The organism is Pantoea sp. S62, assembly GCF_016658625.1.
GTDB lineage: Bacteria > Pseudomonadota > Gammaproteobacteria > Enterobacterales > Enterobacteriaceae > Pantoea > Pantoea vagans.
Genome location: NZ_JACVVI010000005.1, coordinates 190536 through 214151, shown reverse-complemented (window position 1 = coordinate 214151; position 23616 = coordinate 190536). Strand labels below are relative to the sequence as shown.

Annotated in this window: 28 protein-coding genes; 14 read left to right on the top strand and 14 right to left on the bottom strand. The window is 54.3% G+C overall.

The window, feature by feature from the left end; translation table 11 throughout:
* Positions 1–66 precede the first annotated feature (66 nt).
* Genes gpM through IBT54_RS10135 form a run of 3 tightly spaced genes read right to left on the bottom strand, consistent with a single transcriptional unit; the run spans position 67 to position 2659 of the window.
* Entirely contained in the window at positions 67–768 is a 702-nt protein-coding gene (gpM, locus tag IBT54_RS10145) for a phage terminase small subunit (protein WP_201252105.1), read from the bottom strand.
* Positions 769–770: 2 nt separating this feature from the next.
* Entirely contained in the window at positions 771–1790 is a 1020-nt protein-coding gene (locus tag IBT54_RS10140) for a phage major capsid protein, P2 family (RefSeq protein ID WP_201252104.1), read from the bottom strand.
* A gap of 56 nt (positions 1791–1846) precedes the next feature.
* Positions 1847–2659: a GPO family capsid scaffolding protein gene (locus IBT54_RS10135; RefSeq protein ID WP_201252103.1), complete on the bottom strand. Its 813-nt coding sequence runs from the start codon at positions 2657–2659 to the stop codon at positions 1847–1849.
* A 183-nt stretch (positions 2660–2842) separates the two neighbouring features.
* Here IBT54_RS10135 and IBT54_RS10130 point away from each other — a divergent pair, with 183 nt between their 5' ends.
* From IBT54_RS10130 to IBT54_RS10120, 3 genes are read left to right on the top strand one after another with little or no spacing between them, the layout of a single operon-like run.
* Entirely contained in the window at positions 2843–4624 is a 1782-nt protein-coding gene (locus tag IBT54_RS10130; RefSeq protein ID WP_201252102.1) for a terminase large subunit domain-containing protein, read from the top strand.
* The gene (locus IBT54_RS10125) at positions 4621–5652 is read left to right on the top strand and encodes a phage portal protein (protein ID WP_236263089.1); all 1032 of its coding nucleotides are present in this window, start codon (positions 4621–4623) and stop codon (positions 5650–5652) included. The genes IBT54_RS10130 and IBT54_RS10125 overlap by 4 nt, the downstream gene beginning before the upstream one ends.
* Entirely contained in the window at positions 5649–5972 is a 324-nt protein-coding gene (locus tag IBT54_RS10120; RefSeq protein ID WP_187494289.1) for an ogr/Delta-like zinc finger family protein, read from the top strand. Before IBT54_RS10125 ends, IBT54_RS10120 begins: the two co-directional genes overlap by 4 nt.
* A 1-nt stretch (position 5973) precedes the next feature.
* Here IBT54_RS10120 and IBT54_RS10115 read toward each other — a convergent pair whose 3' ends face one another.
* On the bottom strand, positions 5974–6165 hold the full coding sequence (locus tag IBT54_RS10115; RefSeq protein ID WP_187494288.1) for a hypothetical protein: 192 nt from the start codon (positions 6163–6165) through the stop codon (positions 5974–5976).
* Between the two features lie 116 nt (positions 6166–6281).
* Entirely contained in the window at positions 6282–8270 is a 1989-nt protein-coding gene (locus IBT54_RS10110; protein ID WP_236263101.1) for a replication endonuclease, read from the bottom strand.
* 72 nt (positions 8271–8342) lie between these two features.
* On the opposite strand from IBT54_RS10110, the gene IBT54_RS10105 reads away from it, so the two are divergent.
* Positions 8343–8651 (top strand): hypothetical protein, encoded by a 309-nt coding sequence (locus IBT54_RS10105; RefSeq protein WP_201252099.1) that lies wholly within the window; start codon positions 8343–8345, stop codon positions 8649–8651.
* A 63-nt stretch (positions 8652–8714) separates the two neighbouring features.
* On the opposite strand, the gene IBT54_RS10100 is transcribed toward IBT54_RS10105, so the two are convergent.
* The 6 genes from IBT54_RS10100 to IBT54_RS10075 all read right to left on the bottom strand — a co-directional run bounded on the left by IBT54_RS10100 (position 8715) and on the right by IBT54_RS10075 (position 10807).
* Positions 8715–8954, bottom strand: a complete 240-nt coding sequence (locus IBT54_RS10100) for a DUF2732 family protein (protein WP_201252098.1) — start codon at positions 8952–8954, stop codon at positions 8715–8717.
* Positions 8955–9028: 74 nt separating this feature from the next.
* Positions 9029–9457 carry a hypothetical protein gene (locus tag IBT54_RS10095; RefSeq protein WP_201252097.1) on the bottom strand — a complete coding sequence of 143 codons (429 nt, stop codon included), beginning with the start codon at positions 9455–9457 and terminating at the stop codon, positions 9029–9031.
* A gap of 9 nt (positions 9458–9466) precedes the next feature.
* Positions 9467–9859: a hypothetical protein gene (locus IBT54_RS10090; RefSeq protein WP_201252096.1), complete on the bottom strand. Its 393-nt coding sequence runs from the start codon at positions 9857–9859 to the stop codon at positions 9467–9469.
* Positions 9846–9995, bottom strand: coding sequence for a phage filamentation protein Fil family protein (locus IBT54_RS25360; RefSeq protein WP_201252144.1), 150 nt, complete (start codon positions 9993–9995; stop codon positions 9846–9848). Before IBT54_RS25360 ends, IBT54_RS10090 begins: the two co-directional genes overlap by 14 nt.
* A gap of 7 nt (positions 9996–10002) precedes the next feature.
* A complete protein-coding gene (locus IBT54_RS10080) occupies positions 10003–10509 on the bottom strand; it encodes a phage regulatory CII family protein (RefSeq protein ID WP_201252095.1) in 507 nt (168 codons plus the stop codon).
* Between the two features lie 52 nt (positions 10510–10561).
* On the bottom strand, positions 10562–10807 hold the full coding sequence (locus tag IBT54_RS10075; RefSeq protein WP_201252094.1) for a Rha family transcriptional regulator: 246 nt from the start codon (positions 10805–10807) through the stop codon (positions 10562–10564).
* Positions 10808–10901: 94 nt separating this feature from the next.
* Between IBT54_RS10075 and IBT54_RS10070 the strand changes: the two genes are divergently transcribed.
* From IBT54_RS10070 to IBT54_RS10045, 6 genes are all read left to right on the top strand, one after another.
* Entirely contained in the window at positions 10902–11498 is a 597-nt protein-coding gene (locus IBT54_RS10070; RefSeq protein WP_201252093.1) for a phage repressor protein CI, read from the top strand.
* Positions 11499–11507: 9 nt separating this feature from the next.
* Complete coding sequence (locus tag IBT54_RS10065; RefSeq protein ID WP_201252092.1) at positions 11508–12611, top strand: tyrosine-type recombinase/integrase; 1104 nt, start codon at positions 11508–11510, stop codon at positions 12609–12611.
* A gap of 41 nt (positions 12612–12652) precedes the next feature.
* Positions 12653–13426 carry an SDR family oxidoreductase gene (locus IBT54_RS10060; RefSeq protein ID WP_201252091.1) on the top strand — a complete coding sequence of 258 codons (774 nt, stop codon included), beginning with the start codon at positions 12653–12655 and terminating at the stop codon, positions 13424–13426.
* Positions 13427–13505: 79 nt separating this feature from the next.
* Entirely contained in the window at positions 13506–14363 is an 858-nt protein-coding gene (locus IBT54_RS10055; RefSeq protein WP_013357040.1) for a co-chaperone YbbN, read from the top strand.
* Positions 14364–14421: 58 nt separating this feature from the next.
* Complete coding sequence (locus tag IBT54_RS10050; protein WP_013357039.1) at positions 14422–15336, top strand: SPFH domain-containing protein; 915 nt, start codon at positions 14422–14424, stop codon at positions 15334–15336.
* A complete protein-coding gene (locus tag IBT54_RS10045) occupies positions 15336–15782 on the top strand; it encodes an NfeD family protein (RefSeq protein ID WP_201252090.1) in 447 nt (148 codons plus the stop codon). Before IBT54_RS10050 ends, IBT54_RS10045 begins: the two co-directional genes overlap by 1 nt.
* On the opposite strand, the gene cueR is transcribed toward IBT54_RS10045, so the two are convergent.
* On the bottom strand, positions 15770–16174 hold the full coding sequence (gene cueR / locus IBT54_RS10040; protein WP_033731796.1) for a Cu(I)-responsive transcriptional regulator: 405 nt from the start codon (positions 16172–16174) through the stop codon (positions 15770–15772). The genes IBT54_RS10045 and cueR overlap by 13 nt on opposite strands.
* 97 nt (positions 16175–16271) lie before the next feature.
* Between cueR and copA the strand changes: the two genes are divergently transcribed.
* The 3 genes from copA to ybaK all read left to right on the top strand — a co-directional run bounded on the left by copA (position 16272) and on the right by ybaK (position 20313).
* Positions 16272–18785: a copper-exporting P-type ATPase CopA gene (gene copA / locus IBT54_RS10035; RefSeq protein ID WP_201252089.1), complete on the top strand. Its 2514-nt coding sequence runs from the start codon at positions 16272–16274 to the stop codon at positions 18783–18785.
* A 71-nt stretch (positions 18786–18856) separates the two neighbouring features.
* A complete protein-coding gene (locus IBT54_RS10030; protein ID WP_201252088.1) occupies positions 18857–19660 on the top strand; it encodes a TraB/GumN family protein in 804 nt (267 codons plus the stop codon).
* A 173-nt stretch (positions 19661–19833) separates the two neighbouring features.
* The gene (gene ybaK / locus IBT54_RS10025; RefSeq protein WP_033782216.1) at positions 19834–20313 is read left to right on the top strand and encodes a Cys-tRNA(Pro)/Cys-tRNA(Cys) deacylase YbaK; all 480 of its coding nucleotides are present in this window, start codon (positions 19834–19836) and stop codon (positions 20311–20313) included.
* Here the strand turns inward: ybaK and IBT54_RS10020 are convergent.
* Positions 20310–21179: a LysR family transcriptional regulator gene (locus IBT54_RS10020; RefSeq protein ID WP_041457183.1), complete on the bottom strand. Its 870-nt coding sequence runs from the start codon at positions 21177–21179 to the stop codon at positions 20310–20312. The genes ybaK and IBT54_RS10020 overlap by 4 nt on opposite strands.
* Positions 21180–21268: 89 nt before the next feature.
* Here IBT54_RS10020 and IBT54_RS10015 point away from each other — a divergent pair, with 89 nt between their 5' ends.
* Positions 21269–21700, top strand: coding sequence for a multidrug/biocide efflux PACE transporter (locus tag IBT54_RS10015; RefSeq protein ID WP_013357032.1), 432 nt, complete (start codon positions 21269–21271; stop codon positions 21698–21700).
* 34 nt (positions 21701–21734) lie between these two features.
* Here the strand turns inward: IBT54_RS10015 and ushA are convergent, their stop codons facing one another.
* Positions 21735–23450 (bottom strand): bifunctional UDP-sugar hydrolase/5'-nucleotidase UshA, encoded by a 1716-nt coding sequence (gene ushA, locus IBT54_RS10010; RefSeq protein WP_236263098.1) that lies wholly within the window; start codon positions 23448–23450, stop codon positions 21735–21737.
* Positions 23451–23616 lie beyond the last annotated feature (166 nt).

Below are 23616 nucleotides of genomic sequence, written 5' to 3'. Positions count from 1 at the left end.
GGAATCCACGGCGCATTACACTGCGTGTTCTGCCCTCATCCGCGCCCACCCGGCTTGCGGTAGTCGTTATTCAGCCGTAAGCGCCCGGATGCGCGCCGCAATCGTTTTGCGCATCGTGCCTACGCCTGCTCTGTGATACTTCGCCTCGGCGGCCGCCAGCAGCCGGTCAGCTTCAGACAGCGTTTCGACGCTATCTGAAGCCGCCGCCCGCGCCTGTCCTGATTCATCACGCAGCAGCAGAAGCCCCGCGAATTTGAACCACTTAGCGGTAATCTCCTCGTGCAGCCGCCAGCGCTGCGTAACGTTCTCAAACGTCCGCGAGAAATAAGGCTCTAAGTCTTCACCCGCCTGGCTGGCCTGCTCTGCCCAGTTCATCATCTGATCGGCCACAAAAGCCGGGAATCGTGATTTGATGTTTTCCGGCGTGGCCTGCTCCTGCGCAATGGCAATGTCTGCCCAGTCCAGCGCCTGATCGAACTCGCCTACGTCAAACAGCCAGACGACGCAGTACGCAAACACCGGATTGGCATACACGCGGCCCAGTTCGAGATAGCTTTCGACCGTGGGCATCCACTTCGGCAGCAGCACATCACGCTTCATTGCCACGCGCTCTGCCGTGGTATCGAGGCTGCGTAATACCGCCACGTCTTCCATGATTTGCTGCATCTGCAGGTGAAGGCTGGCCGTGGTGTTCACTTCCTCAAGCCGCGCCTGCTGCTGCTGCATGGCCACGCGCTGGCTGTGTCGCTGTGCGGGTGAAAGACTCATAATCAGCCCTCTGCCGGTTCGGTCACCTTGCCGATGGTCACCGCATCTTCGTCAATGGCCGCATAAAGCTCCGGCTCCTCAACGGCGTAACCTTCATTGCGCAGGTACTTGTTTTCGTACTGTTTGCGGTCTTCCACAAACTCCGCCTTACGCTGACGCGTGCCGCGCTGCGTGTAGATGTGCAGGTTTGACAGTGGCGTGACCACCATGCGCTTGCCCGGCATAAACGGCGGAATAATCGCGGTGCGCCCGGCAATGGTGCTGCCCAGCATCTGCGCGGCGATTTTCTCCGTGGGCTTGTCCGCCTTCTGATACAGGCGGTACTGCTCCGCCGCAACCAGATCGGCCCCGACCAGCACCACCAGACGCGGATCGTTACGGAACTGTGCCGGAATTTTGGCGTTAATCAGGTCAGAGGCCATCGCATCCAGCGAGCGATAATCACCGGCATCGTCCAGGGTGACCGCATCGGTCATAATCTGGAACCCGTCTTTGAAGCCTTTCATGCGCTGATGCCAACCGATATTCACGTCTTCGCCGTTCGGGTTTTTATCCGGATCGGTTGTCGTCGCCACCTCTTTGCCGTTAAAGCCGATGCGCAGCATGTCCAGCGCAAACGCCTGGTTTGAAAACGTCTGCACCATCTGGAAAAACTCACCTTCATCACCGGCGTTTGCCCACAGCGACAGCAAATCCCACTGAAGTTCGGCGCATGAATCCGTTTCGACCAGCTTGTAATCGTTGCCGTCTACACCGACTTTGCGACGAAAACGCCCGCCAGCCACGCGCCCGGTATGTAATCCAGATTTGCCAACCTGAACGACCTGACCACTTAACTGGTCCACATCCGCGATGGTGATCAGATCAAGAAACTCTACGGACTCCAGCAGCGCAGCGCGTAAGCTGGTTTCCTGCGGATCGGTGAGGCTGAATGCGCGGGCCGGATTCGTCACGCCGTAATGCTCAGCCAGACCGGCAGAGAAAGCGTCAATGAATGCCAGTGCGCGTTTGTTTAACTTCATAAATAACCCTCTCGCAAATAATGCGATTTATAGAAACTTCCCTGACGAAGGCGAAATTAGATGAATTTAAATTTGCGGCTTTCCTGCTTATCGCCGGGATTACGCTTCGGCAACTGGGTAATCTTGTTATCCAGCTTTCCAAAGTTTTTAATGACTGCCCCGATGTTTTCACGCAGCGTTGCAAATTCCTGCGTATCCACCACTTCGGCAATGGTATCCACATCTTCCTGCGTGGAAGCCAGCTGCGTTTCGATTGCAGACACACGGCCTTCCAGATTATTCAGGGCTTCAGCCAGCGCCTGTAATTTGTCGCTGTCTTCAGGCGCGTCAGTATTCACGTCATCTTCAGCGAATTTTTTAGGCTGAATGCCAAACAGCTTTTGCCAGTTTTTCATTTTTGTTTCCTGTTCCACTTTTCCATTCCGGCCAAACTTATAGCGATAGCAGCCGGGTTTGATTTTTTTGCGCTGGCTAAAGCGCATACGTGAAGTGCCCACGCTGGCAGGCGAGTCCGTTGCCGCCAGCCCTTCGAGATAGCTGCGCCCTGTGCCGCGAAAGTTTCCGTCTTCGGTCAGTTCTACCGAAAAATAAAGAAGCTGATCGCGTTTATTGGCTTCAATCAGGCTCATATTCGGACTGATTTTTGCGTAAAGCCTTACCAGCCCGTCATCACCTTCCTGCCACATCACCTGTTTTACGCAGCCCCCATTTCCGTAATCGCGTTCATGCTCCGGCCAAATAAGTGCGGCGTATAATTCAGGGTCATATGTTTCAGCAGCATCAATTAACCATTCCCGTTTTAATTCCCGGCGGTCAACCGTATCTCCCTCGGTGGCAATACACAGCCAGTCAGTACATAACTGTGACATATATTTTCCTGCCCTCCGTAACAGCAGAGCCATTATTAATGATTTAAACGCCTGCCGCACCCTGACAAATTCCACTGCGTTCGGATAACAGCAATTAAGCGAACCATAAAGAATCAAAGCGGGATTTTTATTTACTCTGCATCGGCATAATAGCGTTCAGGCAAATAAAGGAATGAATATTTGATGGCTAAATACAGTGATGAATTACGCGGCGTTGCGCGCGCCCTGTATTTAAGGCGGTATACGCCGAAGGAAATTGCCAGTGAATTAAATCTGCCGAATGCGCGGATTATTTATTACTGGGCTGAAAAGGAAGGCTGGGCAGACATGCTGAGCCACGAAAGCACGGAAGATGCGATTGAGCGCCGCATCCAGCTGCTGACCGGACGCGATGGCAAAACAGAACTGGAACTGAAAGAACTGGATCAGCTGATTGCCCATTCAGTAAAGCTGCGCGCGCAGCATAACAAACACAAAGAGAAGCTGGCCGCCGCGCGCCCGGCATCTGCAGGCTGCAGCAACGGCGGCAGCGAAGAGGAAGGTGATCAGCCGCGCAGTAAGCGCAAATACAATAAAAACGACGTATCCGGACTGACGGAAGATGACCTGAACTTATGGGCTGAAGAACACCTGTTTGGCTACCAGAAACACCTGCGCCTGAACATTGGCCAACAGGTGCGCAACATCCTCAAAAGCCGCCAGATCGGTGCGACCTGGTATTTTGCTTTTGAGGCGTTTGAAAACGCCGTGCTGACCGGTGACCCGCAGATTTTCCTTTCCGCTTCGCGTGCGCAGGCGGAGGTTTTCCGCTCATACATCGTCAACATCGCACAGGAATACTTCGGCATCACGCTCACCGGCAACCCTATCCGCCTGAGCAACGGCGCAGAGCTGCGCTTTCTGTCCACGAATAAGAACACGGCGCAGTCATATAGCGGCCACCTCTACTGTGACGAATATTTCTGGGTGCCGAACTTCGCGCGGCTGAATGAAGTGGCGTCTGCGATGGCCACACACGACAAATGGCGCACCACCTACTTTTCAACGCCGTCAGCCAAAACTCATCAGGCTTACCCGTTCTGGACCGGTGAGGAGTGGAAAAAAGGCAGTAAAAAGCGCGCCGCCGTGGTGTTTCCCACGTTTAACGCCATGCGCGACGGCGGACGCCTCTGCCCCGATGGCCAGTGGCGCTACGTCATCACGATGGAAGACGCGATTGCTAACGGCTTTAACCTCGCCAGCATCGACAAGCTGCGCAACCGCTACAGCAAAGACACGTTCGATATGCTGTACATGTGCGTCTTCGTTGACAGTAAAGACGCGGTGTTCAGCTTTTCCGACCTGGAAAAATGCGGCACTGATATCACGTTCTGGCAGGACCACGACCCGAAAGCGCGCCGCCCGTTTGGCGATCGTCCTGTCTGGGGCGGTTATGACCCTGCCCGTTCCGGCGACCTGTCTACATTCGTGATTATGGCCCCGCCGGTGCTGGCCGGTGAGAAATTCCGCGTGCTGGCCATCATCAACTGGCGCGGCATGAACTTCCGTCATCAGGCCAGCGAAATCAAAAAACTCTTTACCCGGTACAACTTCACCTATCTGGGCGTAGACGTGACCGGCATTGGCCAGGGCGTTTACGACAACATTCACCCCTTTGCCATGCGCGTGCTTAAACCTATCCGCTACGACCTGAGCACTAAGAATCGCCTGGTGCTTAAGGCGGCAGACGTCATTGAAAGCGGCCGCATTGAATGGGATGCGGATCTGAAGGAAGTGGCCGCGTCGTTTATGTCTATCCGGCGCGCCGTCACGAAATCAGGCAGCGCGGTGACCTTCGTCGCTGATCGCACGGCTGAAACCGGCCACGCAGAAGCAGCCTGGGCAATTATGCACGGTCTGGACAACGAGCCGCTCAACTACGAGCACAAACCTAAATCCAAATGGAAGTTTCAGAAGGCAGCATGAAAAAACGATATAAGCAACGCGCCAGCGGCGCACAGCAGGCGGCAGGTAAGCGCAAAATGTCAGTGCTGCGCTTCGGCAAGCCTGAACCGGTCCTGACCACCGGCACCGATTACCGCGACGTGTGGTATGACAACGATTTTGACCACTACAGCCTGCCGATTGATCGCCTTGCACTGGCGCAGCTGGTAAATCTCAACGGCCAGCATGGTGGCATCCTGCACGCGCGTAAAAATATGGTGCTGTCGGATTACCTGGGCGGCGGTCTGACATTTGACAGCCTTGAGGCTGGCGCGATGGATTTGCTTACGTTCGGGGATCTGGCGCTCGTTAAAATCCGCAACGGCTGGGGCGACGTGGTTGCCCTGGAACCGATGCCCGGCCTGTATATGCGCCGCCGCAGGGATGGTGAATTTGTGGTGCTGCAGAAAGGTGAACCGCTGGTATACGCTGAAAAGGATGTGATTTTTATCAGGATGTATGACCCGCAGCAGCAGATTTACGGCCTGCCGGATTATATCGGCGGCATTCACTCTGCCCTGCTTAACAGCGAAGCGGTGATTTTCCGCCGCCGGTACTATCACAATGGCGCACACACCGGCGGCATCCTCTACACCACGGACCCGAACATGACGGATGAAGTAGAAGAAGAAATTGAGCAGCAGCTGGCCAACAGCAAAGGGATCGGCAACTTCAGCACTATTCTGGTGAATATCCCCGGCGGTGATAAGGAAGGCGTGCAGTTTATCCAGATGGGGGATATTGGCGCGAAAGATGAATTTGCCAACGTGAAGAACATCAGCGCACAGGACGTGCTGAACGCTCACCGCTTTCCGGCTGGGCTTGCGGGGATTATCCCGCAGAACACTTCCGGCCTGGGTGACCCGGAAAAAGTGGAAGCCACCTATAAGAAAAACGAGGTGGCACCACTTCAGCGCCGCCTCATGATGGCGGTGAACGGTGATCCGGAAATACCGGAACACCTTCACCTGAAATTTTCCCAGCAATCAAAGAACAAGGATGCGGCATGAGGCGTAATCGGATAAAATCCAGGCAAACTTATAACGCCGGAGCCGCAAATATGCGCGTGTTAAAAATTGAGTGCCCAGAGTGCGGTTCAAAAGCTGTGATTCGTAAAACCAACCGGAAACATAAAGAGCTGGCAGATATCTATTGCAGCTGTTCAGACGTTGAATGCGGCCACACATTTGTAATGAATCTTACTTTTTCGCATACCCTTAGCCCTAGCGCTAAGAAAGGCGATTTACTGCTTCAGCAAGTTATCTCGTCAATGTCACCGCTTCAAAAGCAGATCGCTTTAGAACTCTTACAGACGAATACTGCCGCCTGATTTACAGCCCCGGCGAGGGGCTGTTAGTTTCACGAACTTTAGCCTTTACTTCGTCTGCCATGTTCGTAGCAAGTTCTGCAATCCACATCCCTGCCATCTCTTTATCCTCCTGACTATACAAATCATTTACTAAGGTTCTAGTAAGTAATTCAATACGTTGCAAACGAACCGCTACCGCAAGAAAATCCTTCATTAATCCTCCCTCACGCAAAACACTGGATATGCGTACAGTATAGCAAGTGTAATAAAATATGAACCTTTTTTTTAAGATTCATCCGCTATAAATGCTATGCAATACCGGGCGTTAGGCTACGACCAGCCCGGCCAGCACTCATTTTCATTGGTATCAGGAACGTCTATTAACCGCTCCGCCTGATACTTCACAAGACCATGCCCCCTGAAAGAGATTGCTGCCCCGGTTAAGAGGCGGTCAATTTCTTCATCACTGCCCTCAAACCCTCTGCCTTTCAGCTCCACTTCTAACCTGCGGCGCTTCGGCCCCGTACAGTTATTGACAGAACTCCAAGGGGCGGCGTTGCCGCCAGAAAAACCAGCCTCCGCTGACGCTTCGGCCAGTTTGGCGACCTTTTCCCACTTAACCAGACGTGTTGGCACTTCCGAACCGGCAGCACGCGGACAGTAAACCCCCTGCACCCGCTGAACGTCTTCACCGTACTCGTTGCCACATTCCGTAATTTCGTAAGCCAGACGAACAACCAGATCACACCGGGCAACGAGTGGACCGCCCTGCGCCTGCGTGTATGCTGCCCAGTCCACCGCCACGCTTGCAGATGCCAGAACCGCATCCATTTCTGGCTGCTCAATCTGCTGGTCACCCAGTCTGCGCAGTTCACGCCACACCGTCACCGGCGCACCGCCAATCTGCTGAAACTGACGGATGCGCCAGCGTGATGCCCAGGCAGAAACAGCTTTTGCCATTTCGCGCGCATTTCCGCCCGTTTCGCCGTCGCTTTCTTCATCAAGCGCATAGCCGTCGATGTTTTTAGAGATATATTTTGCGATGTAGCCCGTCGCGCTGCCTTTAGTGGGATCAATCGGCTCAACATGAAAACGCGCCTTTAACGCCTTCTCTGTGTTCAGTTCCTCACTGTCAGCTATCCGCGCGTGGTAACACATAATGTCTCGCACTTCGTCAACGTGTTCCGGACGCATGAAAAGCAGCATGTGCCAGTGTGGCGTTCCATCGTGATGCGGCTCCACAACGCGGAAGCCGAAAACGTGGATACCGGCACGGGACAGCGCAGCCCGGATTTTTGCCCAGACTGAACAGAGATATTTTTGAGAGTCGCGCGGGTTGGCACCGTTCCACTGTGAAACGAACCCACCTTTGCTGTGTACGGCATGAAAACGTGATGGCGCGGTGATCGTGTAAAAATCACCGGCATAACCTTCATGGTTGGCGATATCCTCAAACCCGCGCATACGCGCCATCAACTCACAACGTCGAATAGCGGGATTAGCATTGCTGCGGTTGACCATATCGGCCAGCGCAATGCGATCACCATCCTCATTAACCAGATCAAACTTTTTGAAAAACTCGCGGTTACGCTTTTTCTGTTCTGCCCACTCTCCAAGTGTTCCGCGTGAAACGTAGGGACTGGCGGCCTTCTGAACCTGCCCCACGGCAATAGCCATATGCTCACGGTGCAGATCACGACGACGCTGCAGACGAACCCGCCACCATTCAGGTGACATCATGCGCAGAATAGCGCTTTCAGCGTTGCGACGCTTAATCCTGCCGGTCTTCTTAACGGATAGCCAGAAAGGCGGCGTGGTGCCGCATTTCAGTGCTTCCTGTGCCAGAAATACATAACCCTGAGCCGTGCGCTGCTTCAACTCGTCTTCATCAGGTTTATCGTCGGGCGCGGTCATTTCAGCCCAGGAGTGAAAAGCCTCGCCTAAGTGACTGGCAATGTTATAAGCCAGATCACGTACACGGTCCCGGTCATAGCCCGGCAAATCATCAAGGTTATCTTTGAAAGGCGAAGGCATACCGGTTGAGTAATCACGCTGCCATGCTGCGTTAACGAGTTTCAGACGTGGCAATACGCTCTTACCGATAGTGTTGCGTAAGAACGTATTGGCACGACGGCGACCGTTTTTTGATGCCTTTAAAAGCGATTCATATTTCTGGCCAAAATATCCCGACAGGTAATCCGGAATGTTATGCAGGTACTGGCTGCGCCACTCATGATCGGTGGAATCGCAATGCCAGAGTTTAAGCTCTGTATGGGTGATGCCCTGCGGTGCTCCAGGCGCAAAGAACTCACGCCGCATTTTATTGACGGCGTGATACTGGCCATTATGATTTAGAACTTCATGAACGCTCACATTTACCTCAAGGAAGCTATGGAAAACAAATATTTGAAAGATTGCGAACGCCCTGCGCATGACGTCCGCATTACGGAATGGCTTGCCGTTCAGGAAAACGATTCAGGCATAACTTCTTATAAAATTGCTTTGTTTCATGACGGCTATTTATACCGTTCGATTAGCTGCACTGACCTCGCAGAGTATGTTGCTGCGTCGGAGTTTCTGAAGTCGCTGACGCTGGTAAACTGTCTTGATAGCACCGCCACTTTTCGCGGGTTTGATGCAGTGTTCGCAACTCTTCAGGACTATAAAAAAGCTTTTCCAGCTCGTCAGCCGCCTCTTTAATGCTAGTTTTTTGAGCACACTTCAGCACACACATTGCAAGGGTGAACGCTTCCTGAGTTGGTTTTACTGCCATAGCGCACCGCCCTTGCCATCAATCGCTTCGGCTTCCTGCCGAATCAGTTCAACAATCTCAACAGCAGACAGTCCTTTATTGGCGGCGTGTGTTGCCAGGCGATCAAGGCGGCCTGACAGCTTTGTTGCCACATCCTTGCCACCTTCCACACGCGCCTGACTGCACAGCTCCTGAACCAGTTCAGTGCTGCCGGCCGCTTCTTTTTTTAAATCCTGACGTGTCATTCTCATGGCAATTTCTCCAATTAAGAGCGCACGAATCCCCGGCTATCCGTTGGAAAGCCAAAAAATCGTGCGTCGGGTTATTAGCGGTTAAACAGCGAATTAAGAATTGAGGAACGGAAAGGCTTTACCTGCATCTGCGACTGGTTAGGCGATGACAGCAAATGTAATTCGTAAGACACGCTCCACCATGACCGGATAAGCGCTACAACGGGCGATGCTCCAAGGAAGCCAGCTGCGAAGTAAATTGCGCGGATTGCGCTCAGCGCTTCAGTCTGCTGCGTGTGGGTTTCTGCTTCACGGAATGCACGGCACCAGAAAGCAGAACTTACCAGCAGCCACTGAATTTTGTCGTCCAGTTGGATAGTGTCGTTAAATACAAATTGCTTAAGCGCGACTGTGCCGCCTTCGGTGTCACACTTACTCAGGAAGAACTCGGCATAATCCGGGTTAACGCCCCAGTCGCGGAAATCTTCAAGCAGCCCTTTTTTTTCAACGGTGATGATATTCATAATATTTCCTCAGTGGGCGCGATTGTCAGCGGGTTTGCGCAGCTGCTGCCGCGCCTTTATCAGTTCATGAACTGGTGTCCCCGGTACTGTAGGGACTGATCGCGCTGCGTGTAGCGCGCTCGGTGATGGTTTCTTTTCCTGTTGAAACGCCAGCGGCCCCAGCCCCTTGAACATTTCAACCATGCACTTCAAACGCTGCAGGCCACGCTTAATCTGATGTAACTCGTGGTCAGTAAACTGGCTCCACGAATAACGGCAGTGACGCGCCTTTAAACCTGCGGCGTGCAGAATAATTCCGCGCTGATTCTCGCTAAGCCGTTCCCAGACGCTGTATGCCTGTGTGCTGTGACCAGAAACCATCTGGCGCAGCACGCCCAGCCATTTTTCATCATTTGCATTCATGCTTTGCCTCATGATTTTTTCGGGTTAAAGCAGGATTCCAGCGCAGGCCGTTAGGCAGCTGGATGGTTCCATGCCCATACGCAGGCAACTGTTTTGATGGCGACTGGCGCTTTAACAGGTTTACGAATACGAACACATTCACCTCACACAACGATGCCAGGCATTGACGCGCTTACCACATCAACGGCAGCAGCCAACACCGGCACGGTTTGAAAACGACTTTCAACGGAATAGACGAGTAAAGACAGGCTGCGGATAGCATCACTGGCTCTGTTAAGAATCTGATTGCGGCGTGCAACGGTCATCTTTTCCGTTGAAACCGCTTCCCCAGCGATTACCCCGACGCTGGCCACGGCAGTTAATGCACAAAACTGCATGTTTTCAGGTTGGGCGTTGTTTACCGGTACAGAAGGCTGACAATTAATCTGGCGTAGAAAACCATCCAGAATGGTTGGGTCTTCGGTGAGATCGATGATCGCCAGCAGTTCAGGTAATGTCAGTTGGTGCGACTGGTCCGGATTCAGCTTGTTACGCAGTGTGGCCGGTTGCATTCCTACTTTTTTAGCCAATTCTGTGACGTTATGTGCCAGTGAAAACTGGCGACAGGCATCATCAAGATAGTTTCGTACTGAAACTTTATAATCGTACATGTTTTGCACCGTTCAAATTGATAATTTTGAAAGCCTGAGTTCCCCACTGGGTTCAGGACGGTTCACGGCCAACAATTATCTGGAAACGGTTGTGACCTAATGCCTGACGAGCCTGTCTTTCAATGAACTTGAGATAGTGAATTGATGTACGACCATTTTTATGAGTTTTCTTATCCTGTGAAAGAATGCCCTTTTCACACCATGACCGCACAGTGCGTACCTTAACGCCTTGCAGCTCACTGAATTCTTTAGGCGTTACCTTAGCCTTGGGGATATAAATTGAAATCGAAGCAGCCATAAGGCATAGTCTCCTGTTGAGTATTCATGAGTTAACATGTCGTAACACCCAGTTCGCAGCTGGGATACGCAGAAGATAGGATCACTACTGGGAAATGTCAACTAAAACGTTCGCACATGGGATAACCCTAACGCCTACTGAAGGTGGAAGGGATGCTATAGAAAGGATTTGTGAGGCTTATGGCTTCACAACGCGGCAGCAGCTAGCTGATCACATGGGAGTTTCAAAGGGCGGAATTGGAAACCGCTGGATGCGAGACACATTTCCATATGATTGGGTGATTGTTTGCGCTGCGGAAACCAAAGCCTCTCTCGCCTGGCTTATGACTGGTGAAGGCCCAGCGTTCGACCCGAAAGAATCTGACGTTATTAGTATAAATAATATAAAACTAATTAACGGGGTGATTCATCAGGCTAGCTATAACCTGTTCGACTTATCATTTTTAAGAAACGATTTAAAAAAACCAGTTCAATTAATTGATGGTGATCAGCGATATATTCTCGAAACCTCTTTTACCGACATCAACGATGGGTTGTGGCTGGTTGAGATTGATGGCACATGTAGTTTAAAGAAAATATCAAAAATCCCGAACAAGAAAATCAAAGTCAGCGATGAACAAGTATCATTTGATTGTTCCGTTGATGATATTAAACCGATTGGCCGTGTTGCCATGACTGTTAATAATATTTAAGGCTGCTTTGTGACTATCCGAAAACTGGAAACAGGAAAATGGATATGTGAATGCTACCCTAATGGCCGCACAGGCAAACGCATTCGCCGCCAGTTCGCTACCAAAGGCGAGGCTGTAGCTTTTGAAAAGCATACAATGGATGAGGCTGAGGCTAAGCCTTGGCTGGGTGAGAAGGAAGATAATCGTAAACTAAGTGAGCTTATTGAACTCTGGCAATCAGTTCATGGTGTTACGTTGGCAGATGCCAGCAATACAGCTAACAGATTACAGATAATCTGTGAGTCGCTGGGAGATCCAATAGCTTCAACAATCACAAGCGAAGATATTGCTGATCATCGTATGCGTAGGCTTAAAGGCGAGGTATTCCGGAAAGATAAAAACCGGTATTTACGACCAGCCTCTACAACAACTGTAAATCTGGAATGCACCCGCCTGCATGGGATGTTTAGCAGATTAAAGAAACTCAAATATATTAAATACCCTAATCCTCTTGAAGACATAGAAGCTTTTAAAGTAAAGCAAAAGGAACTTAGTTTCCTGCGCACCGAAGAAATTCACCGTTTGATTCAAGCCTGTAATGATTATGGGAATAGCGATCTTTTTACTGTTATCAGAATATGCCTAAGCACGGGATGCCGCTGGAATGAAGCCGCACAGCTAAGAGGCTCACAGGTCATTCCATATAAGATTTCATTTACTAACACCAAAAGCGGAAAGAATAGAACCGTACCCATATCAAAATCATTATATGAAAGTATCCCAAAAAAACAGGGTCTTCTTTTTGGTAAGGTTTATAAGCGTTTCAAAACAGTTTTAAAAATGGCTGCAATTGAATTGCCAAAACATCAGAACACTCACGTTCTACGTCATACCTTTGCAAGCCACTTCATGATGAATGGCGGCAATATTCTTGTTCTCAAAGAAATACTGGGTCATTCAGAGATCAATATGACAATGGTTTATGCTCACTTCGCGCCTAATCACCTGGAAGATGCCATTGTTAAGAACCCCTTCTGCACGGCTGGACTGGAAGAAACCAATGGCGGCAAAATGGCGACACAAACTGTCAACTTACAGCATACAAGCGTTAACGAATCACACTTAACCGCTTGATTATGAAATAAATTGCATATAATTCAAAGGGGTGTGAAGTTATGCAAAAAACCATTCTGATTACAGGTTGTTCCAGCGGTATTGGCCTGGTCGCCGCGCACGATCTGCTGGCGCGGGGTTATAAGGTGATCGCCGCCTGCCGAAAAGCCGACGATGTCGCCCGCATGAACACGCTGGGTTATACGGGCATCCAGCTCGATCTCGACGATCCGCAGAGTGTCGATCGGGCAGCGGATGCGGTACTCGCGCTCTGCGATAACCGTCTGGCCGCACTGTTTAACAATGCCGGATTTGGTCTCTATGGCCCGCTGCATACGCTCTCGCGTCAGCAGTTAGAGCAGCAGTTTTCCAGCAACTTTTTCGGCGTCCATCAGCTGACGCTGCGGCTGTTGCCCGCGCTGCAGGCCAGCGGTGATGGCCGCATTGTTAATACCAGCTCGGTGCTGGGCCTGATCTCCACGCCTGGCCGGGGTGCCTATGCCGCCAGTAAATATGCGCTGGAAGCCTGGAGCGATGCGCTGCGGCTCGAAGTGCGCAGCCGTGGCATCCGGGTCAGCCTGATTGAGCCTGGCCCGATTGAGACCCGCTTTACCCACAATGTGACGCAGGGGGAACAGCATAACCCGGTGCGTAACCCGGGCCTCGCGGCACGCTTTACCCTGCCAGCGGAAGCCATTCTGCCTAAACTTCGTCACGCACTCGAGAGTAAACATCCACGTTTGCGCTATCCGGTGACGCTGGTCGCACACGTAATGAGCCTGCTGAAACGGTTACTGCCAGGCTGGATGCTGGATCGCATTTTGCGCAGCCATTAATCAGCCATGCGCAATAGCGCTTGAAGCCGGGCCAGTTGGCCCCATATTCTTAGAACACTTTTTGCAAAGAGACTTATCCATGTCACCACACGCTTCTATCATCGACATCAACGAATCTAACCTGCAGCAGACCCTTGAGCAGTCGATGCAGCTGCCGGTGCTGTTCTACTTCTGGTCTGAGCGCAGCCAGCACTGTCAGGAGCTGACACCTGTGCTGGAGCGTCTGGCGCAGGAGTACGCGGGTCAGTTTATTCTCGCAAAACTCGATTGCGACAAAGAGCAAAGGGTGGCGTCGCAGTTTGGTCTGCGTTCAATCCCGACCGTCTACCTGTTCCAGGATGGTCAGCCGGTTGACGGCTTCCAGGGACCGCAGCCGGAAGAGGCGATCCGTGCCCTGCTGGAAAAAGTGCTGCCGCGTGAAGAAGAACTGAAAGCGCAGCAGGCGATGGCACTGATGCAGGAAGGTAAACCGCTGGAGGCATTGCCGCTGTTAAAAGATGCGTGGCAGCTGAGCAACCAATCCAGTGAGATTGGTTTCCTGCTGGCAGACGTGCTGATTACCCTGAACCGCAGCGATGAAGCGGAGGCGGTGCTGAAAGTTGTCCCCCTTCAGGATCAGGATACCCGCTATCAGAGCCTGATGGCGCAGATCGATCTGCTGAAACAGGCTGCGGATACGCCGGAGATTCAGCAGCTGCAATCCGAGCTGGAAGCGGACCCGTCTAACGCCGGGCTGGCTGCTAAACTCTCGTTACAGCTGCATCAGGTGGGTCGTAATGAAGAAGCACTGGAACTGCTGTTCAGCTTCCTGAAATCCGATCTCAATGCCGCTGATGGCCAGGCGCGTAAAATGCTGCAGGAGATTCTGGCAGCGCTGGGAACCGGCGATGCACTGGCTGCGCGTTATCGTCGCCAGCTCTATTCCCTGCTGTACTAAACAGCAGCACCACGGGCCGAAGCGACTCGGCCCGTTAATCTGACAATGCGGAGGTTGTATGATAACAGTGATCCCTGCCCTGATTATTCTGGCACTGGTTGCGGTCTGGGCGACCGTCAAGATCGTCCCACAAGGTTTTCAATGGACGGTTGAGCGCTTTGGCCGTTATACCCGCACGCTACAGCCAGGATTAAGTCTGGTGGTGCCGTTCATGGATCGCGTTGGTCGCAAGATCAACATGATGGAACAGGTACTGGATATCCCCTCTCAGGAGATCATCTCCAAAGATAACGCCAACGTCACCATCGATGCGGTCTGTTTTATTCAGGTCGTTGACCCGGCGCGTGCCGCCTATGAAGTCAGCAATCTTGAGCAGGCGATTCTGAACCTCACGATGACCAATATGCGTACCGTGCTGGGCAGCATGGAGCTGGACGAAATGCTGTCACAGCGCGACAGCATTAATACCCGTCTGCTGCATATCGTGGATGAAGCCACCAATCCGTGGGGCGTTAAGATTACCCGCATCGAGATTCGCGACGTGCGTCCACCGCAGGAGCTGATCGGCGCAATGAATGCACAGATGAAAGCGGAGCGAACCAAGCGCGCCGATATTCTGACAGCCGAAGGGGTACGACAGGCGGCAATCCTGCGCGCTGAAGGGGAGAAGCAGTCGCAGATCCTCAAAGCGGAAGGTGAACGTACCTCGGCGTTCCTGCAGGCAGAAGCCCGTGAACGTCAGGCTGAAGCGGAAGCTAACGCCACTAAAATGGTCTCGGAAGCGATCGCCGCGGGAGACATTCAGGCTATCAACTACTTCGTGGCGCAAAAGTACACCGATGCGCTGCAAAAAATCGGTGAAGGCACTAACAGCAAAGTCGTGATGATGCCGCTGGAAGCGAGCAGTCTGCTGGGGTCGATTGCGGGGATCGGTGAACTGCTGAAGGAATCGCGTACCGAGTCGAAACGCTGATGCTGATGGAAATCATCGCGCATCCGCACTGGTTCTGGCTGACGCTGGGTGGATTACTGCTGGCGGCTGAGATGCTGGGCACCAGCGGTTATTTGCTGTGGAGCGGGCTGGCGGCAGTTATTGTCGGCATCTTTGAGTGGCTGGTGCCGGTGAGCTGGACGACACAGGGGTCACTCTTTGCCGTGCTGACCCTGGTCTGCGTCTTTCTGTGGTATCGCTGGATGCGCCACCGTGAAACGCGTCAGACGCCCAATGCCCTGAACCAGCGCGGCAGCCAGATGATCGGGTTGCAGCTGACGCTGGATACCGCGCTGCATAACCGTACCGGGCATATACGCATCGGTGACAGCAGCTGGCGAGTTGAGGCGGAGCATGATCTGCCTGCGGGCACGCCGGTCGTCGTGGTCGGCATTGAGGGGATTACTCTGCGAATTCAGCCACGCTGACCGCAGCACCCGGCCAGATTATTGATAATCGGGCACTCTGCGCTCTCATCGCCCGGACAGGCGTCCGCCAGCGCCAGCAGACGAGCGCGCATGGCGTGAAGCTCTTCAATGTGCGCCGCAATTTCATCGGCTTTCTGCAGCGTACGGGCTTTTACATCGGCACTGTGTCGCGAGGGATTATTAAACAGCGCCACCAGCTCGCGGCACTCATCCAGCGTAAAACCCACCTGCCGCGCCTGACGTAACAGGTTCAGTTCATCCAGATGGTGACCGTCGTAATGGCGGTAACCATTTTCACTGCGCAACGGCGGCGTCACCACGCCTTTCTCTTCGTAGAAACGAATCGCCTTGCTGGTCAGCCCGGTCTTTTTCGCCACATCGCTGATGTTCATTTTCGTCCCCTTGACCTTCCCCTTGATGGAAGGTTTATGCTTAAGCATGAATCGAAACTGACCAATCGGTCAAATGGGATCACAAGAGGAGTTGATTATGTCACACACTATTTCTCTGGCACTGGACGGCTTGTCCTGCGGCCACTGTGTCAAACGCGTCAAAGAGGCACTCGAGCAACGCGACGATGTTGATCAGGCTGAGGTGACCCAACAGGAAGCGCAGGTCTCCGGTCACGCGGATGCGACTGCACTGATCGCCACGGTTGAGCAGGCGGGCTATCACGCGACGCTGAAAACGGCGGACGCGTCCCCAAAGTCTGAACCGTTGACAGCATCGGAGCCGCCGCCGGAGGCGCTGACAACGGAGATCCCTTCTCATCCGGCAGAAAAAACATTACCTGCCCACGTGCTGCTGATTGAAGGTATGACCTGCGCCAGCTGCGTAAGTCGGGTGGAAAAAGCGCTACAGCAGGTCACAGGCGTCAGCCAGGCGCGGGTCAATCTCGGTGAGCGCAGTGCGCTGGTGCTGGGCAATGCTGACCCGCAGCAGCTGGTCGCTGCCGTTGATGCCGCGGGTTATGGCGCGCAGGTGGTGGATGACGAGCAGGAGCGACGTGAGAAGCAGCAGCACAGCGCCCGCAGCGCGATGCGGCGTTTCAGCTGGCAGGCGGCTGTCGCGTTAGCCTTTGGCGTGCCGCTGATGGTCTGGGGCATGGTGGGCGACAACATGATGCTCACCGACCATAACCATGGCATCTGGCTGACGCTGGGCATCGTGACGCTGCTGATCATGGTCGTGACCGGCAGTCACTTTTATCGCAGCGCCTGGCGCAGTTTACGTAATGGCAGCGCCACCATGGATACGCTGGTGGCACTCGGCACCGGCGCGGCCTGGATTTACTCCTTTAGCGTGGTGCTGTGGCCCGACTTTTTCCCGCCGCAGGCGCGCCATCTCTATTTCGAAGCCAGTGTAATGATTCTGGGCCTGATCAATCTGGGGCATGCGCTGGAGCAGCGCGCGCGTCAGCGATCGTCCAAAGCGCTGGAACGACTGCTGGATCTGACACCGGCTCAGGCGCGGCTGGTCGATCCCCGGGGCGACAGGCTGATCGCGGTCAGTGACGTCCAGCCCGGCATGACGCTGCGGCTGGTCACCGGCGATCGGGTGCCGGTCGATGGCGACATCACCACAGGGGAAGCCTGGTTTGATGAAGCGATGCTCACCGGCGAAGCGGTGCCGCAAAGCAAAAGTCCGGGTGCGGCGATCTTCGCCGGCACCCTGGTGCAGGATGGCGCGTTAGAGTTTATCGCCCGGGCGACCGGGAATCACACCACCCTGTCGCGCATTATCCGGCTGGTGCGTCAGGCGCAGAGCAGCAAACCGGATGTGGGCCGCCTGGCCGATCGCATCTCCGCTGTGTTTGTACCGGTAGTGGTATTAATTGCGCTGCTCAGCGGCGCAGTGTGGTACCTGTTCGGGCCGCAGCCACAAATCGCCTACATGCTGGTGATCGCGACAACCGTCCTGATTATCGCCTGCCCCTGTGCGCTGGGACTGGCGACGCCGATGTCGATTATTGCCGGTGTTGGCCGTGCCGCCGAGCTGGGCGTACTGGTGCGCGACGCCGATGCCCTGCAGCGCGCCAGCCAGATCGACACGCTGGTGTTTGATAAAACCGGCACCCTGACGGCCGGAAAGCCGCAGGTCAGTGAAGTGCTGGTCTGGGGTAATGCCAGCCGTGAATCGGTGTTAACGACTGCGGCTGCGCTGGAGTTCGCCTCAGGTCATCCGCTGGCGAAAGCGATTGTCGCCGAAGCGAAGCTGACTCAGCCAGCGTCGTTAACGCAATTTCGTACAATACGCGGCAAAGGGGTCAGCGGTAGTCTGGATGGCAGAGCGCTGCTGCTGGGTAACGCAGCGCTGTTGCAGGATAACGGCGTCGACTACCGGGCGGCAGAAGCAGCGATCACGCGCCTGACGCAACAGGGTGCCACGCCGGTATTACTGGCGGAACAGGGGCAGCTCACCGGGCTTATCGCGCTGCGCGATCGGCTGCGTCCTGAAAGCAGTGCAGCCCTTAAGCGACTGCATCAGCAGGGTTATCGCCTGATTATGCTGACCGGCGACCATGAAAGTACCGCACGCGCCATCGCTGCCGAAACCGGCATTGATGAAGTGATTGCAGGCGTATTGCCTGAAGGCAAAGCGGCTGCAATCGAACAGCTACAGCAGCAGGGCCGTCGCGTCGCGATGGTCGGTGATGGCATCAATGACGCACCTGCACTGGCGCAGGCGGATGTGGGCATTGCGATGGGTGGCGGCAGCGATGTGGCGGTAGAAACCGCGGGTATTACGCTGATGCGCGCCGATCTTAACAGCGTGGCAGATGCGTTAGCGCTCTCTTCCGCGACGCTGCGCAATATCCGGCAGAACCTGTTTGGCGCATTTATCTATAACAGTATCGGTATTCCGGTAGCCGCGGGCGTGCTCTATCCGCTGACCGGCACCCTGCTCAGCCCGATTGTGGCAGGTGCGGCGATGGCGCTCTCCTCCATTACCGTGGTCAGCAATGCTAACCGCCTGCTGCGTTACCGGCCACCGCGCCAGTAATCGCCGTTTCAGCGCTGTTTTTCACGCTCTGAAGTCGCTAGCATGGGGTTTTGAATCGCAAAGGACCGGGAATGACAGGCAACATCTGGCGCTCACTGCGCGGCCTTATCAGCCAACTTTTTCCCGCCAGTTACCGCTGGCCTGCGCTGGATGTCCGGATTGGCAATCGTCAGCTGCATCTGGTGGGCAGCATCCACATGGGAACGCGTGACATGCAGCCGTTGCCCGCTCGCCTGCTGCGGCAGTTGCAGCAGGCGGATGCGCTGATTGTGGAAGCGGATATTACCCAGGGTGGCTCGCCCTTTGACCATTACGGCGATCGTCCTGCGCTCTCTGAACGACTTGAGAGCAGCGCGATGCAAACGCTCACCGCACTGTGTCAGGAGATGAGTCTTACGCTTAGCCTGCTGGATAATCTGCCTGCCTGGCAGGTGGCGCTAATGTTACAGGCTCAACAGGCACAGAGGCTGGGATTACGGCCTGACTACGGCATTGATTATCAGCTGTTGCAGGCAGCGAAAAGCCTGAACAAACCCGTGATTGAACTGGAAGGCGCCGATGCGCAGATCGCCCTGCTGACCGCGTTACCGGATGATGGCATGGCGCTGTTACAGGATACGCTGCTGCACTGGCACACTAATGCACGACTGCTGCAGATGATGCTGAGCTGGTGGCTTGATACGCCGCCACGCCAGCCGGAAATCACCCTGCCCGCGACGTTCAGTCAGGCGCTGAATGATACGTTGATCGGTCAGCGTAATGCGCAGTGGTGTGACCGGCTGCAGGGGTTGGCGGCGGGAAACTATGTGGTTGCGGTGGGTGCTTTGCATCTTTACGGCGAAGACAATCTGCCTGAGATGCTGAAGAAGCCCTGAAAAAAAGAGAGCCGATAAGTTTATCGGCCCGTCAAAGAGGAATTTGTTTATGATTTTGGTTATCGCTCAGCAATCAGATTGCTGGCGCGCGGCCAATTTTACGCAAAGAACAAAATTTCGCCACCTTTTTCCATGATTCTGCGCAATAAGATTTTTCTTAGTAAGGAACCTGTATGACGCCCGCCGTAAAATTGCTGGAAAAACAAAAGGTCAGCTTTATTCTGCATCCTTATGAGCATGACAGTAACGAAACGCATTTTGGTGACGAAGCGGTCCGCAAGCTTAATCTTGATGCGCGCCAGGTCTATAAAACGCTGCTGGTGGCACTGAATGGTGAGGCGAAACAGCTGGCGGTAGCGATTACGCCGGTATCGACCCAACTCGATCTGAAAAAGGTGGCAAAAGCGCTGGGCGCGAAGAAAGCGGATATGGCCGATCCGCAGCTGGCACAGCGGGTTACCGGCTATCTGGTGGGCGGTATCAGTCCGCTGGGGCAGAAAAAGCGTCTGCCCACGGTAATCGATGACTCTGCCAGCGCGTTTGACGCCATGTTTATCTCTGGCGGCAAACGGGGCCTGGATATTGAACTGGCGCCTCAGGATCTTTCACGCCTGCTGGACGCGCCGTTTGCGGATATCGCCCGCCACGACTAAACCCGCGGCTGGGCGCACAGCTGATCGATCATCCAGCGCCCCGCCGGACCGGGCGGCGTTCGTCGTGACCAGACGACTTCAACGGCGATGTGCTGTGGCCAGCCCGACATCGACAACTCTTTCAGCACGCCATGCCCAAACTGTTTCACCAGCCAGCGTGGCAGAATCGTCCAGCCAAATCCCTGCTCCGCCATCTCCAGCAACAGTAAATAGGTGGGCGCTGACCAGATGCGACCCATGGGCGCGGGTTCATGCGCCTCAACCCAGGTGTTAAGTCGCAGATGCCGCACGCTTTCCAGTTCGCTTTCGCTCAGGGTATCAGGCTGTGCCAGCGGATGATCGCGATGTAAAAAGACCGCCATCTGCGCTTCAACCTGCAGCCGCGCTACTGCGATATCAACCGGCAGATTGGGCTGCGCCCGCACGACGCCCAGATGTACCCGCCCGGCCTGCAGCAGATCCAGGACATCCCCATCTTCAGCAATCATGACTTCCAGTTCGATCTCCGGATAACGGGCATCAAATTGCCTCAGCAGATGTTCATGATGATCGGTTTGCCAGAAATCGGACATGGCAAAACTGAGCCGGGGTTCAACGCCCTGCGACAGACGTATCGCCAGCGCATCCAGCCGCTCGCTGGCCGACAGAATCTGCTGAACCTGAGGAACAACCCGGCGTCCCTGCTCGGTGAGGATCGGCTGACGGCCCGTGCGGTCAAACAGCTCAAAGCCGAGGTCATCTTCTAAATTTGCCACCGCTGCGCTGATGGTGGACTGACTTTTACCCAGCGCACGCGCGGCCGCCGAAAAGGAGCCACTCGCCACGGTCTGCATAAACGCCTCAAGGGATTCCGGGGAGTATCGCATCTGTTCCATCGCTTTTTTCGATAGGTGTTCATTATATCTTAGCATTCTGACATGTGAAAATGCGCCGCATTATTGAAGGAGAACAAACAATGCGTACCCGCTCACTTAAAGAACGTATTCTTCATGCTGTCTGCTTTGAAACGCTGGCGATTCTGACCGTTTCGCCGCTGGCAGCATGGATCATGAATAAACCGCTGTTTCAGATGGGCTCGCTGGCGATCATGCTCTCTACGGTCGCGATGCTATGGAATATGATTTACAACAGCGGGTTTGATCGGATCTATGCGCCAGGCCAGAAACGCGGTCCGGGCGTGCGCGTGTTACATGCGCTGGGATTTGAAGGGGGATTTATCCTGATTGGTCTGCCGATCGCCGCCCTGATGCTGGATATCACCCTGTGGGAAGCTTTCCTGGTCGAAGTAGCCTTCTTCCTATTCTTCCTGCCTTTCACCATGGCTTACAACTGGGGATGGGACAAACTGCGCGAGCGCTGGATCAGACGTCACCCCTGCCGGGCATAAGAAAAACGGGAGGCGCAAGCGCCTCCCGGTCAGTTCAATGCGTGGCGGCTGTTTCGTTCCCCCACGGCCAGATCCACGCCAGAATCATTTTGGGATAGTTACGCTTCCGTGCTTTCTCTGCTGCCTCATCCCGCGCCCGAATCTGCTCATCGGTCAGATGTACGATCTCGCCTTTCGGCTGATAGTCACTGGCTTTAACCGGTGAATGCGCCTTAATAAAGTCGCGCAGCACCTGCGCATCGACTGCTCCGCTGTTGACGTACCCGGCATGATTATCCAGACGCGGATAGCCGTCGCCGCCCGCCGCATTAAAGCTGTTGGTCGCCATGCGATAATGCTGCGTATCTTCAATCGGTTTGCCGTTAATACGGACGTTACTGACATGCTTTCCGTCGGCGGTCAGGCTGATACCGGCAAACTGGGCATAGCCACCTGAGTCAGGCTGAATATTGGCGACCACATCCAGATATTTTTTGATCTCTGCGCCGGTCAGGCTGACCGAGACTACCTGGTTGCTGAACGGCTGGACCTGCAGCAAATCACGCCAGCTCAGCTTGCCCGATTTCAGCGAGGTGCGAATACCGCCGCCGCTCATCACCGCAAAATCGGCTTTAGTATGCGTCATCTGGGCGCGCAGAATCAGCTGGCCGAGATTGGTCTGCTCAAACCGAACCTGCTCTTTTTCACCGCTGAAGTCGCCGTCAACGCTGCCGACACTCAGGGTCAGCTTCGCCTCTGCCCGCTTCTGAAACGGCATCAGCAGCTTCATCATCGCGGTATTTTTCGGGATCTCTTCCTGCCAGGTGAGCCAGGTTTCACTGCCATCTGCATTCTTTACCTGATGTTTGAGGTTGACCGGCACCAGCTGATAAGCCTCCAGCGACACCTCTCCATTACGGAAGGTGAAGTCGCCACGGCCGACATATTTGCCCCACTTGTCGGCCTGCATAATCCAGATGCCGTTCTGCTGATCGGGTTTGCAGGGCTGGCCGGGCTGATAATTTTTAACGCTGACGTTCTCTTTTTCCATGCAGACCGCATCATGAGAATGTCCACCCACAATCAGATCGATTGTGCCGGCAGGCAGGCTGCGGGCCAGAGTAACGTCATCGATGCCGTTGCTGCCATGCTTACCGTCGTCATAGTGGCCAAGGTGAGTCAGCGCGACAATCACGTCCGGCTTCTCGGCGGCACGCAGTTCAGCAACCGCCTTCACCGTCTCCGCGACAGGATCGCGGAACTCGGTATCTTTCAGCCCAGCCGGGTTAGCCAGTTTTGCGGTGTCCGGGGTAATTAACCCGACGACAGCGATTTTCAGCCCGAGGCGGTTGAATACCGCCCAGGGTTTAAACAGGCGCTGATCGGTGCCTTTCTGATAAACGTTGGCGGCCAGCAGCGGGAATCGCGCCCACTTCTCCTGCTTGCGCAGAACCGCAATCGGCTTGTCGAACTCATGATTGCCCAGCGCCATCGCGTCATAGCCAATCAGGTTCATCGCGCGAAAATCGGGTTCAGCATCCAGCTCGTCGGACTCCGGCACGCCGGTATTTACATCACCGGCAGAGAGAATCAGTGCGCCGCCGCCTCTGGCCTGGACATCGTAGCGCAGGGTATCCATCAACGTTTTCTGCGCCGCCAGACCATATTCGCCCTGCGCATTAAACCAGAAGTGGCCATGCTCATCGTTGGTGTGCAGCAGGCTGAAGCGATAGGTGCGATCGGCCTCGGCGGCCTGTGAAAACAGCGGCATCAGGGCCACCAGTAGCGCCACACCTGCCCCTGTCCATTTTGATAACAACACGGTGATTCTCCTTAATTTACTTTCTGGCCCGATTATTTGCCGCTTTGCCCCACTGTGTCGCATATTCCCCCGGCGAACTCAAGGCCAATGCACATCTGCATGCATGCAGGTGCTC